The sequence below is a fragment of the Bacillus sp. LR_5 genome, from assembly GCF_042709275.1.
Map to the genome: position 1 here is coordinate 1 of NZ_JAVAXX010000189.1, position 13,039 is coordinate 13,039.

Here is a 13,039-nt window from a genome sequence, read left to right on the forward strand (position 1 = left end):
CATTTGTATTTATCACAAAACCGATTCCTGAAGAGATTGAAGCATTCATCGGTGAACATTGCCGTTATGAAGTATGGCAGGAGGATACGCTTCCGAGTGACGTGCTATTTGAAAAATTAAAAGATGCGGAAGGGCTTTTAACGTCAGGGACTTCCGGGCCGTCAATCAATCGTGAGTTGCTGGAACACGCGCCTAAGCTCAAAGTGGTCAGCAACCAATCAGTAGGCTACGATAACTTCGATATAGAAGCAATGAAAGAAAGAGGAGTCGTCGGGACTCATACACCTTATACACTGGATGACACAGTTGCAGATCTGGCTTTTTCACTGATTCTGTCTTCCGCCAGACGTGTTGCCGAACTGGACCGTTTTGTCAGAGCAGGAAAATGGGGAACCGTGGAAGAGGAAGCGCTTTTCGGAATTGATGTTCATCATCAAACGTTAGGCATTATCGGCATGGGCAGAATTGGAGAACAAGCAGCGAGACGCGCCAAATTTGGTTTTGATATGGAAGTGCTTTATCATAACCGACATCGCAAACAAGAAACAGAAGACAGCATCGGCGTTAAGTATGCAGAGCTTGATACATTGCTGGAGCAATCTGATTTTATTCTTCTCATTACGCCGCTGACTGATGAAACCTATCACATGATAGGAGAACGCGAATTTAAGTTGATGAAGGATTCAGCAATTTTCGTCAATATTTCCCGGGGAAAGACAGTTGATGAGAAAGCACTGATTCGCGCTCTTCAGGAAGGCTGGATCAGGGGAGCCGGCTTAGATGTATACGAAAAAGAGCCTGTCACCCAAGATAATCCGCTCCTGCAGCTGGATAATGTCACGCTGCTTCCTCATATCGGTTCAGCAACAGCTAAAGTGCGCTTCAACATGTGCAAACAGGCTGCCGAAAATATGCTCGCAGCGATCCAAGGGCAAACACCGAAAAATCTTACAAGAGAATTTCAATAAATCAAAAATCCGGTCTGATAACAGACCGGATTTCATATTACATACGCTGAAGAACAGCACGCTTATAAATATGGCGGGTGACGATATAATAAACAGCCTGGAATACAAAATAAATGAAGATGACAATTACGGCCTCAAGAAATAAATTGGAATTCAGCATATTACTTAACGCTGCATACGCAAAGCCCGCGTGAATCGTACCTGCGATAAATGGGATGAAGAATAAAAATCCTATTTGCTTTCCAAGGATCGAGTGAATCTCTTTGTCCGTAACCCCTATCCTTTTTAAGGCTAACACCTGCACTCTCGTATCTTCTATTTCCGTAAACATCCGCAAATACAGCATGCTTCCTTGCACGATAAAAAACAGCACGCTGACAAACAGACCAATAAACAGCATTAATGCAACTCCCTGCTTCACAATTTGATAACTAGGAGCACGTGTTTGAAAATCAGATGTATGTTCTTTCGGCACCATGTTTTCAAGCTTTTCAGAGACATCCACCGTCTCCTGCCAATGCTCAAGCTCATAACCTACCATTCTCATCTGTTCCTTCAGCGGCACATCCTGTGACAGACTGTCAAAGCTCTTTTCGCTGACAACCAATAAACGGCTGACTCCATCGACAGACATCAATATCCCTTTGTTTTGCTGCTTTTTCATGACGTAGGAAAGGTTTTTTCCTGACTTCATATGAAATGCTGCTGTTTCCCCTTCTCCAAATGTGTCTTTCACCATCATTTGAAAAGAAACATTAATAAATGCTTCATTTTCTTGTAAATGAATAACTGGGAACCCTTTTTCCTTTGCGACTTGATTATAGACTTTTTCTGAAATCAGCAAAGCTTCCGCTTCCATCTTCTTATTTCCATACGGCAAGTCTGACTGAAAAGTGACAGGAATCCCTGTGGCATCCACCTTATACTTGATAACAGCATGAGCTTTTTTCAATGTATTCTCAGCTGTCTCAGGCTTCATGACCTGAAAGCGGGAAGCATCCTTTTCCACCCAGGAAACAGACTGAGGAATGCTTTGCTCCTCCTGCCTTTGTAAATCGGAATAAAACATATAGATGACACCTGTAGCTGTTAGTATGACCGCTGTAATGACAGAGGTTAAAAACAGCATGCGTGCATGATCCTTCAGCCTGAATATCATGTTGGAACGCACAATGATATTCGTGCCTTTGTAGAAGCTGTGTTTCTTTCGGTACAGCATGCGGAAAAACGCCACACTGCTTTGTGTAAAAAAGAAATACGTGCCAACTAACACTAAAATCAAAATTGGAAATACCCGAAACATCATGTCAATGGCATTGGCTGTTGCAGATAGATAATAACCACTGCCAAGACATAGCAAAGACAATACAGTGAGCCATTTCGAATAAACCGGCAAACTTTTCGGCTTTTTGGCCGATTTAATCAGTTCAATGATTTCCAGCTTCCGAATCCGTCCCAGTGATAAAATGAGCAGCGTCTGAAACAGGATGAGAAAGCCGGCAATTGTCATCACAAACGCTTTCGGCACAATGGCAAACGAAATCGGCACCTTCACGCTGAGCATCCATGTCATAATCATAAAAAACAGTTTTGAAAATAACAGGCCTGCTCCAATGCCGGCCGCAATCGCCGCAAGAGAAATAAGTGACTGCTCATAATAAATCATCTTGCGAAGCTGCTGCTTTGATGTGCCAAACAGTGTCAGCAGCCCAAACTCTTTCTTTCTTGCCTGCAAAAACGCTGAATTGGAATATGTGATGAAAAATATACAAAACACAATGATGACGACAAGAGCTGCGCTCAAGCATGTTTTGACAAGGCTTCCGCCATATATATTGTCTTCATTGACATCAGGATGAAAAATAAATGATGTGAAGACAAAAAACACCGAAACGGCAAACACACAGCTTAAAAAGTAGGCCACATACCGTTGCAGATTCCCAAGAATGTTTTTACGGGCGATAGTTCTCAAATTCATGAAAATCGCCTCCCAACACACTCAAGGTATCCAATATACTTTGATAAAACACCTGCCTGTTTGTTCCTCTGTGAATCTCTGAAAAGAAACGTCCGTCTTTAATAAAAACAATTCGTTTACAGAAACTTGCTGCTGTGGCATCATGCGTAACCAACAGAATCGTCGCTTCCTTTTCCTCATTCAGCTGAGCCAGTGTGTTCATCACTTGCTTTGCCGATTTTGAGTCGAGGTTTCCTGTCGGTTCATCGGCAAGGATGAGCGCCGGATTGTGAATAATCGCTCTGGCACAGGCTGCCCGCTGCTGCTGTCCGCCCGAAACCTCATATGTGCGATGATCGAGAATGTGCTTGATTTGCAGCGTATCCGCCAGTTCATCCAATCGGGCTTCCATTTCTCTCAGCTTTACCTTATCCAATGCGAGCGGCAAGAGAATATTTTCACGAATCGTCAGCGTATCAAGCAGATTAAAATCCTGAAAGACGAAGCCGAGTTCTCTTCTGCGAAACAAAGCCAGCTCTTGGTCCTTTAACGTTTTCGGCTGAATGCCGTTGATCATCATCTCGCCCTGGGTCGGCTTATCAATGGTAGCCAGCAAATTCAAAAGCGTGGTTTTTCCGCTTCCCGACGGCCCCATAATCCCGACAAATTCCCCTTTTGACACACTGAGATCAAAGGCGCTGAGCGCTTGGTATGATATTGTTCCTTTATTTGAATAGTACGTTTTCGATAGGTTCGTTGTTTGCAACACGTTCATGTTCTGCTCCTCCTTTTTCTTTATTATAAAAAGGAAGTCAGCATCCTCCCATCGAACTTTCTTGCAATTCCGCTCCCCAACCTTACAATGCTGTCACATTCACGAGGGTGTCACTTGAAAACACGATGGTCATCACAGTGCCAGCCCCTTCTTTTGATTCCGCATACAGCTTATGGCCGAGACGGCTGCACACCTGTTTTGCTAAATAAAGGCCCATTCCAGTTGCCTCTTTCATGGTTCGTCCGTTTTCTCCGGTAAAAAACGCGTCAAAAATCCGCGGCAGATCCTGTGGCGGTATGCCGATTCCTTCGTCGGCAACCGACAATCGCGTCTCATGTCCCTGTGTTTCAATCCGGATTGTAATAGGGTCTCCCACACCTTGCTTTGAATATTTTAAGGCGTTGAAAAGGATTTGCTCGACAACAAAGGAAAGCCACTTTTGATCACTGGAAATCTGAACGGCATTTGGCGGCACATGTAATGTTGGAAAAAGGCGCCGTTTAATAAACTGACGTTTTTCCTGATTGATCAGTGAACGAACCATTTCTGCCAAATCAAAGGTTTGCGGCTTTACATCAAATGCAAATTCCTCCAGCCGAGCCGTTTGCAGCATCATATCAAGACCGTAACGAAATCTCTCATTCTCATCCTCCAGCTCCTCTAAGAACGTCGGAAAAGAGGATGAGGTTCCGTTTTTTCCTTCCTGAATCATTAAGGATATGACGGATACCGGTGTTTTCATATGGTGGACCCATTGGTTGGTGAAGGTATAATGCTGTTTTTGCTGATTGATATATTGTGAGAGCCTGCTTTCGTATTGCTGCCCGAGTGCGTTGATCATTTTCGTCCAAAGCGCTTGCTCTCCTGTTCTTGGCTTTCGGGCTTTCAAAGACTGTCCGATGTCATTCGAAGAAGAGGCTTGTTCTGCAAGCTTTTTAACATATGTGAGAAAGGAAAATTGCCGAACATAATCAGCAGCAAAACCTGCGGCTAAAAGAGTACCGGGCAAAATCCATATGTACATCATATTTTCTTTGGAAGGTTCTGCGCCGCTCTCTACAATGCTTAAATACGCAATCAGCATGGCGGACCCTATCCCTAATAATGAAAATAGAATAATGGCTAAGCGGTCGATGAGATAAGTCTTTAACACTCCGCTTCATCCTTCCGATTGACTTGAAATTGATAGCCTTGTCCTCTGATTGTGGAAATGCAATCTGTCAGTCCTGCATTCTCCAGTTTTCTCCGCAGCCGGTTGACATTGACCGTTAACGTATTGTCATCGACAAAATCAACGTCATCCCATAACGCCTCCAATAGTTCATCACGAGAGACAATTTTTTTATGCTCCCTCACAAAAATCGAGAGAAGCTGGAATTCTTTTTGGGAAAACAAAATCCGGACGCTGTTCCACTCCGCTTCATTTTGATCAGGATAAATCGTTAGCCCGCCAAGCTCCACTATTCTTGATTCCTGCGGCAAAGAGGGCGAGTATTCACCATATGTGCGGCGCAGGACGCTTTTGATTTTGGCCATCACTACCTCTAGATGGAACGGCTTTGTGATATAATCATCGCCGCCATTTTCAATCGCCATTACCTGATTCAGCTCATCGGTCCGTGCCGATATAAAGATAATCGGCGCATTGGAAATGGTACGGATTTGCCTGCACCAATAAAATCCGTCAAAAAAAGGCAGGTTGATATCAAGCAGCACAAGATCAGGCTTCATTTCTGCAAATTCCAATTTTATATCATTCAGCTGTTCAGCAATTTTCACTTCATATCCGTATTTTTGAAGATGACCGCCCAGCAAAGAAGCAATCCGCTCATCATCTTCCACAAGCAAAATCCGATACACGTTGATCCCCCTTATATGTACATCACGATGATTTTTCTAGAAGATTCCAAAATTATTATAGCATGTGCGGAATAGTAAATCGGTCTTTTTCTTTTCGTTATGATAGAATGATAAAGGTAAAATTTTCATAATAGGCAGGTGTCGTAATGAAGAAAATTATGCTGTTTCTGGCAATGACGTCAATTCTTTCAGCATGTCAGCCCAACTATACCGGGAAATACATAGAAATTGGGGATACACTAACTGACTATACCAAAGAGTGTTTTAAAGAGAATGAAATTCCTTATAAATACGAAAAGGGAAAACTGTATATCCCAGAAGACGCATTTGATACAGCAATCTACACTTGTTCATAAGAAAAAGCTTGCAGATAACCTGCAAGCTTTTCACGTTACAAAAAATGAGTATTTAATTTCTCTTCAAATTCTGAAGGGCCAATGTCACTTTTTTGAATGTCACTGCCGTTTTCATGAATCGTAAAATGGCGCTCTGACATGACCATCCTTCCGCTCGGCGTCAGCTTTGAGGCAAGCGGGGATTTGTTAAAAGGAGATTTTTCATGAGAGTGAATGATGTCCTTCATGTTATCTAAATCACCGAGATCACTCTCTTCAAGAGTAAAGGCGTAACCAATTTGCCAGCCTTCTCCTTTGTCCATCAGCAGAACATGGCTGCCCTTTTCTGTCTCTTCTTTTTTGATTCGGAATGACCCAACTGGTGACTGTACCGTTTCTCCGGAAAGCGGTATCGGCTGGAGCGCCAGGTTGATGCCGAAGCCGATATCAACGAGGTAATCGCCATTTTCCGCAGACAGCCATACAGCAGCATGCGTCCCTTCTAGTGCCCATCCCTCTTGATTGCCTGCATAAACCGTTCCTCGAATGAGCTTCACATGAAACCCGGCCTCATGCAAGACAAAATAAAGGAAACCATTTAGATCGTAGCATAGGCCGCCATGCTGATCTTTGAGCAGACGTCGCCATAGCTCTTCTTTTGTGATCTTATAATTCTCTTTTGCAAGTACGGCACGGTTTTCGAATGGAAAACGGTATGCCATTGCTTTGAGAAAAAGGGGAAGATCGCCGAAGCTGACATGATCTTTCTCCCAGCCAATTTTCTGAAAGCAGTCTTTTAGAAAGTCACTCATTTTTATCACCTAAACTTCTTCTTGAACGTAAGCAGCCAGCTTCTCCAGCGCCTCTTGTTCATCTTCTCCCTGGGCAATCAAGGTAACCTCAGTGCCTGTGCTTACCGCAAGGCTCATCAGCCCCATGATGCTTTTGGCGTTTACTTTTTTCCCATCCTTCTCAAGAAACACATCTGACGTAAACCGGTTTGCTTCTTGTACAAACAAAGCAGCAGGACGTGCTTGCAGTCCTGTCTTTAATCGAACTTCCACTTTCTGTTGAACCATAAGATCTCCCCTTTTCTTTACGGTTATTTTAAAGTGACGGTTTGCCCTGTCCGCAGCTGTTCTGCGATTTCGTCAAGTTTTCTCAGCCTGTGATTGATCCCTGATTTGCTGATTTTCCCGCTTGCTACCATTTCCCCCAGCTCTTTCAGCGTCACTTCCTGATAATCAATCCGAAGCTGCGCAATTTCCCGAAGTTTTTCAGGCAGCGCCTCCAGGCCGATTCTTTCATCGATGTATTTAATATTTTCCACCTGTCTCAGCGATGCGCCAATCGTTTTGTTTAAGTTGGCTGTTTCACAATTGACGAGGCGGTTGACCGAATTTCTCATGTCCCGGACGATTCTGACATCCTCAAATCGCAGAAGCGAATTGTGAGCGCCAATTACGTTTAGAAACTCTGTAATCTTTTCAGCCTCTTTTAAATAGGTAATGTAGCCTTTTTTTCGTTCAAGCGTTTTGCTGTTTAACTGAAACTCATTTAACAGGTCACATAATGAATCGTTATGCTCCTTATAAAGAGAGAAGATTTCTAAATGATACGAGGAGGTTTCCGGGTTATTGACCGAACCTCCTGCCAAAAATGCTCCTCTCATATAAGAACGCTTGCAGCATCTCTTTTTGACCAGCTCTTTCGAAATACTTCGTTCAAACACAAAATTCTCCCCGAGTATTTTTAAATCCTCTAAGATCGCTTTTGCATTTTCTGAAAAACGCACAATATAGACGTTATTCTTTTTCAGCCGCATTTTCTTTCTGACCAGCAGCTCGACCGACACATCATATTGTTTTTTCAGCAATGTATAGATGCGGCGGGCAATCGCCGCGTTTTCGGTTTGAACATCGAGTACGAGATGGCGGTTTGTAAATGATAAAGCTCCATTCATCCGAATGAGTGCAGACAGCTCGGCATTAATGCAGCAGTCCTTCACTTCCAGATTCGTTAATTCTTTTTTTGTTTCTGATGCAAATGACATATAGCCACCTCATTTCAAGGCTTCATTCTTTCAGTAAATCAACAAGAAGAGAGGCCACTTTATGTGTATCGTGACGTATTACGTCATTTTTATACGTTACAATTTGATCTCTGATGACTTCAAGCCCCATCGCTTTCAGCTCTTCGATATCAAAATCAACAGGACGCGCCGATTCCATTTCGTACTTACGTTTTATTTCGTCGGGAATGTCTTCACTGTTCACTAATATCGTATCAATAAAACCGCAGCCCATATGCTGATTGAGCGCTTTCACATGATCAGCAGCGGTGTAATGGAGCGTTTCGCCGGGCTGAGTCATCACGTTGCAAATGTATACTTTTTTCGCGGGCGCCTTTATCACTTCTTCCCCGATTTTTGGGACGAGCAAATTGGGAAGAATGCTTGTATAGAGGCTTCCCGGGCCGATAATAATCAAATCCGCTTCCCTGATCACGTCTATTGTTTCCGGCAGCGGATCAATCTGTTCAGGCGTGAGAAAAACACGCTTAATGCGCTGTCCGTATTCTGGGATCGTTGACTCGCCTGATACCACGCGGCCGTCTTCCATCTCAGCATGCAAAACGACACTGGTATTTGCAGCCGGCAAAACCTTTCCTCTTACATTCAGCACCTTGCTCATTTCAGTGACAGCGTGAAAAAAATCACCGGTTATATTTGTCATCGCTGCCAAAATCAAATTCCCGAGAGAATGGCCTGTTAAGTCATTCCCTTTATTGAAGCGGTGCTGAAAAAGATCTTCAACAAGCGGCTCCACATCGGATAAAGCGGCAAGCACATTTCTGATGTCTCCGGGAGGCGGAATTTTCAGTTCATTCCGCAGACGGCCAGAGCTTCCCCCATCATCGGCAACTGTTACAATGGCCGTGATGTCAACAGGTTTATGCTTTAAGCCCCTAAGCAATACAGAAAGACCTGTACCGCCGCCAAAGATTGCAATTTTCGGCTTTTGTCCCATCTTATTTCCGGCTTCTCTTTTCAATGTCCCGGTGAGTAACATGAGTATAGTAATCCTTTTTGAAATAATCAGCTAAATTCTCGGCTAATGTCACAGAGCGGTGCTGGCCCCCTGTGCAGCCGATCGCAATGACAACCTGGCTTTTTCCTTCTCTTTTATAAGATGGAAGCATAAAGCTCAGCAGATCAATTAATTTCTCATTGAACTTTTGTGTTTCATTCCACTTCATGACGTAAGAGGAAACTTCTTTATCCTTGCCAGTCAGCGGCCGCATGCTTTCGATATAGTACGGATTCGGCAAAAATCTGACATCAAAGACGAGATCTGCATCAATTGGAATACCGTATTTAAAACCAAATGACATGACATTTACGGTAAATGTCTCTCCTTGGTTTGTCGCAAAGTGCTTCACGATTTTTTCACGCAAATCACGCGGCTTCATGTCAGACGTATCGTAAATGATTTGAGAGCGGCCTTTTAATTCCTCAAGCAGCTCTCGTTCCAGCGCAATGCCTTCAAGCGGCAGGCCAGTCGCTGCCAGCGGATGCGAGCGTCTCGTTTCTTTATATCTCGTGACGAGAATGGAATCCTTCGCGTCCAGGAATAAAATTCGCGGTGTGATCCACGGATTTTCGGCCATTTCATCCAGCGCTTCAATCAGCCGGTCAAAAAATTCGCGGCCGCGCAGATCCATCACGAGCGCAACTTTGCTCATTTTCGAATTTGATTCCTTCATCAGCTCTAAAAACTTCGGAAGCAATGAAGGCGGAAGATTATCGACGCAGAAATAGCCGAGATCTTCAAAGCTTTGGATCGCGACAGTTTTCCCCGCTCCCGACATTCCGGTTATAATGACAAGCTGAATATCATGTGATTCACTAACACTCATCTTTCTCCCCCCCTGACTTGTCTTTCTATTTGATGTGCTGCGGGTCTAAACGATAACTGAGCAGCTCAAATTCCGGTGTATACGTAAATGTGCCGTGCAGCAGCCCTTGTCCCTTCATCATAAAATCAAGGATATGGCCGTCTCCAGGGGCCATAGGCAGGTTCTGAATGTCATTGACATCGTGCCACTGCAGTTTGCCTTCCTCTGATTCTGATACATTTTGTCCTGTATATGAATCAGCGACAAACGTAAACATCATCCACTCGGAGACAATGTGGTCACCGTCTTTAATAATAAAGGTAAAAACGCCTTTTAATTGAGGATTTATGATATAGATACCAGTCTCTTCTCTGTACTCTCTGATGACGGAGTCTCTGACTGATTCTCCGCTCTCCATCTTGCCTCCCGGCGCGACCCACCATCCGCGTCTCGGCTTTTGAAGCAGAAGAACTTTGTCATCCGTCTGAAGCACACAATTTGTCACTCTTTGCAAGTACGTCACCTAACCTTCGTCCTGTCATCGTCTCTTTATTATACCGCTTCAAGATGCCTCCCACAATGAAGAGACATTGACAATCTTTTCTTCTATTTTACAGCATATTCATTCCTTAATTCAGATGATTTTGCTGTAACTGGAATTCTCTTTTATTTATGGACAAAAAAAGGACACGGATAACTGGAGAATCCGTGCCAAAAAAGTGTATTCATTATAAAAAGGGGGTCAATTACTTTATTAATCATAACCGAAAAGCATTACACATGTGTTACAGCGGAATTAAAACCCAGTAACGTAATGTGAAACTCGTATGACAGCCCTTTTTATTTTAAGGTTTTCAGCGTTTCTTGGAGCTCTTCGACATAATGCTGTACGCTTTGTGCCGCAATGCTTCCGTCTCCTGTAGCCGTTACGATTTGGCGCAGTGATTTTTCGCGGATGTCTCCGGCAGCGAAAATCCCTTCAACCTTAGTTTCCATGCGGTCGTTTGTTTCGATATAGCCTTCTTCATTCGTAATGCCCAGGTTTTCAAACGGTTTAGACAGAGGAAGCATGCCGATGTAAATGAATACGCCGTCTGTTTTGAATTCACTTTCTTCACCGGTTACCGTATCGACAAGCGTTACGTTACCGACTTTGCCGTTTTCCTCATGAATTTTCTTCACAGTTTTGTTCCATAGGAAGTCAACTTTTTCATTATCAAATGCTCTCGCTTGAAGAATACTTTGAGCACGGAGTTTATCACGTCTGTGAACAATCGTTACTTTTGAAGCGAAACGAGTCAGATATACGCCTTCTTCAACCGCGGAATCTCCGCCGCCAACAACGACAAGTTCTTTGCCTTTAAAGAAAGCGCCGTCACATACTGCACAATAAGATACACCGCGTCCGCCCAATTCTTTTTCGCCAGGCACGCCGATTTTTTTATATTCCGCACCTGCAGCAATGATGACAGCACGGGCTTTATATTCCTTTGAACCAGCTTTGACTACTTTGTACTCTTTGCCGTCAATGACCTCTTTAATATCGCCATAAGCGTATTCAGCGCCGAATTTTTTCGCGTGTTCAAACATTTTGTTAGAAAGCTCAGGCCCAAGGATACTTTCGAATCCAGGATAGTTTTCTACATCTTCCGTATTGGCCATTTGTCCGCCAGGAATTCCTCTTTCAATCATTAATGTCGATAAATTCGCTCTTGATGTGTATACAGCGGCCGTCATCCCAGCAGGGCCCGCGCCGATTATAATCACGTCATAAATTTTTTCTTCTGACACACTATTCACTCCTTAAACCATCTTTTCAAGTTTGGGCTCTTTCTTATAAGATAAGAATCCCCATCAAACGTATTCCTTACCCATATCCTATAAAATCTCATGGTGATACGCTATTTTTTTGCTCAACACGATTAAATGTATTCGAAAAGGGTATATGTTAATAAAGAAAGAGCCTTCTGTTTTAGAAGGCCCTTGTCATATTTATTATTGAACAACACGTCTTACAACGCCTTTAAATGCTTTTTTCCAGTAAGGATTGCTCATAGAGTCAACAGATACGCCATGAGATGTATTGTCGTTTAGGAAAGTACCGTTTCCTAAGTAGATTCCTACGTGTCCATTTGTTTTGTAAGTGTCAAAGAACACAAGGTCTCCGCGTTTCATTTCAGACGCGCTGACAGCTTGTCCTCTGCCAACTAACGTATCAGTAGTTGTCCCGCCTACAGGTCCAAGGTTAACACCTGCAGAAGCGTATGCCCAGCGTACGAATGATGAGCAGTCAAAAATACGGTTGTTGATATCAGATTGGCTGCGTCCGCCGCCAAACTTGTACGGAGATTGTCCTACAATGCTTGAACCAACGCTGATCGCGCCTTCAATTCCGCCAGAGTTGCTGATAACAGTGCCGCCTGAATTGCTGTTTGAGCCGCTGCTCTTCTTAGAAGATGAGCCGTTTGACGAACTGTTTGATGAACCGTTAGAAGAATTGTCTGAAGAATCATCAGATGAGCTTGCTTTTGCTGATTCAGTTGTCGCCGTTTGACTGTCATCTGTTTGTGTTTCATCAGATGCTTTTTGTGCTTCTTCCTGCTTTTTGATCAAAGCAGCCGCTGCTTCTTGTTCTTTTTTGATGCGTGCTTGTTCAGCTTCAGTATTTGCTTTTTGATTTGCAAGTTCAGACGCCTCTGATTTTAATTCAGAAATCGCTTTAGCCGTTTTCTTTTGGCTTGCTTTTGCTTCGTCGAAAAGCTTGTCTTTTTCATTAAGCTGTTTATCAAGGTCTTTTTGCATTGTTTCTAATTTAGCCAATGCAGCTTGAACTTCTTTCAGCTTGTCATTCAAATCCGCTTCAGAATCTTCGAGCTTCGCTTTATCCTGCTCTTGCTGTTTGATTAAATCTTTGTCTGCGTCCACAATAGATGAAACCGCAGTCGCACGAGAGATAAAGTCACCAAAGCTTGTTGATCCTAAAAGAACATCTATGTATCCTTGAGATCCGCCGCTTTCCTGTAAAGAACGAACGCGTTTTTTCAGGATTTCATTGCGTTTTTCGATGCGTGCTTCAGTTTCTTTAATCTCTTTTTTCAGTTTTTTGATTTCTTCTTTTGTTTTATCATTTTCTTCTTTTTTATCTTCGATCTTGTTGCTTGTATCAAGCGCCTTAGCGTTAATGTCTTTCAGTTCTTTTTCAATCTTTGATTGATTTTCCTGAAGCTCAGTTAATTCTTTTTCCTTC

General features: G+C 43.2%; 14 protein-coding genes. 2 read left to right on the forward strand and 12 right to left on the reverse strand.

From position 1 onward, the window contains the following. Positions 1–968: 2-hydroxyacid dehydrogenase (locus RAC86_RS26610; RefSeq protein ID WP_377886199.1), on the forward strand; the 968-nt coding region annotated here is incomplete at its 5' end. 37 nt (positions 969–1,005) lie between these two features. Here RAC86_RS26610 and psdB read toward each other — a convergent pair. From psdB to psdR, 4 genes are all read right to left on the reverse strand, one after another. Further along, positions 1,006–2,946 carry an ABC transporter permease gene (gene psdB / locus RAC86_RS26615; protein ID WP_213414834.1) on the reverse strand — a complete coding sequence of 647 codons (1,941 nt, stop codon included), beginning with the start codon at positions 2,944–2,946 and terminating at the stop codon, positions 1,006–1,008. After that, the gene (gene psdA, locus RAC86_RS26620) at positions 2,921–3,700 is read right to left on the reverse strand and encodes a lantibiotic ABC transporter ATP-binding protein PsdA (RefSeq protein ID WP_003228167.1); all 780 of its coding nucleotides are present in this window, start codon (positions 3,698–3,700) and stop codon (positions 2,921–2,923) included. The genes psdB and psdA overlap by 26 nt, the downstream gene beginning before the upstream one ends. Positions 3,701–3,782: 82 nt before the next feature. Continuing rightward, the gene (psdS, locus tag RAC86_RS26625) at positions 3,783–4,853 is read right to left on the reverse strand and encodes a two-component sensor histidine kinase PsdS (RefSeq protein ID WP_046381357.1); all 1,071 of its coding nucleotides are present in this window, start codon (positions 4,851–4,853) and stop codon (positions 3,783–3,785) included. Continuing rightward, positions 4,847–5,560, reverse strand: a complete 714-nt coding sequence (psdR, locus tag RAC86_RS26630) for a two-component system response regulator PsdR (protein ID WP_003244535.1) — start codon at positions 5,558–5,560, stop codon at positions 4,847–4,849. Before psdR ends, psdS begins: the two co-directional genes overlap by 7 nt. A 146-nt stretch (positions 5,561–5,706) precedes the next feature. On the opposite strand from psdR, the gene RAC86_RS26635 reads away from it, so the two are divergent. Beyond that, a complete protein-coding gene (locus RAC86_RS26635; protein ID WP_003243327.1) occupies positions 5,707–5,916 on the forward strand; it encodes a lipoprotein in 210 nt (69 codons plus the stop codon). 35 nt (positions 5,917–5,951) lie between these two features. On the opposite strand, the gene RAC86_RS26640 is transcribed toward RAC86_RS26635, so the two are convergent. The 8 genes from RAC86_RS26640 to cwlO all read right to left on the reverse strand — a co-directional run. Beyond that, a complete protein-coding gene (locus RAC86_RS26640) occupies positions 5,952–6,716 on the reverse strand; it encodes an arylamine N-acetyltransferase family protein (RefSeq protein WP_015714771.1) in 765 nt (254 codons plus the stop codon). Then, the gene (locus RAC86_RS26645) at positions 6,717–6,974 is read right to left on the reverse strand and encodes an HPr family phosphocarrier protein (protein ID WP_003219835.1); all 258 of its coding nucleotides are present in this window, start codon (positions 6,972–6,974) and stop codon (positions 6,717–6,719) included. 23 nt (positions 6,975–6,997) lie between these two features. Then, the gene (gene whiA / locus RAC86_RS26650) at positions 6,998–7,948 is read right to left on the reverse strand and encodes a DNA-binding protein WhiA (RefSeq protein WP_003243775.1); all 951 of its coding nucleotides are present in this window, start codon (positions 7,946–7,948) and stop codon (positions 6,998–7,000) included. 22 nt (positions 7,949–7,970) lie between these two features. Further along, positions 7,971–8,924, reverse strand: coding sequence for a gluconeogenesis morphogenetic factor (gene mgfK, locus RAC86_RS26655; protein WP_046161093.1), 954 nt, complete (start codon positions 8,922–8,924; stop codon positions 7,971–7,973). A 1-nt stretch (position 8,925) separates the two neighbouring features. Beyond that, positions 8,926–9,813: an RNase adapter RapZ gene (gene rapZ, locus RAC86_RS26660; protein WP_003243903.1), complete on the reverse strand. Its 888-nt coding sequence runs from the start codon at positions 9,811–9,813 to the stop codon at positions 8,926–8,928. 25 nt (positions 9,814–9,838) lie between these two features. Next, complete coding sequence (locus RAC86_RS26665) at positions 9,839–10,315, reverse strand: 8-oxo-dGTP diphosphatase (RefSeq protein ID WP_010886622.1); 477 nt, start codon at positions 10,313–10,315, stop codon at positions 9,839–9,841. Between the two features lie 317 nt (positions 10,316–10,632). Further along, positions 10,633–11,583, reverse strand: coding sequence for a thioredoxin-disulfide reductase (gene trxB / locus RAC86_RS26670; protein WP_377886200.1), 951 nt, complete (start codon positions 11,581–11,583; stop codon positions 10,633–10,635). Between the two features lie 204 nt (positions 11,584–11,787). Next, positions 11,788–13,039: peptidoglycan DL-endopeptidase CwlO (cwlO, locus tag RAC86_RS26675; RefSeq protein ID WP_377886201.1), on the reverse strand; the 1,252-nt coding region annotated here is incomplete at its 5' end.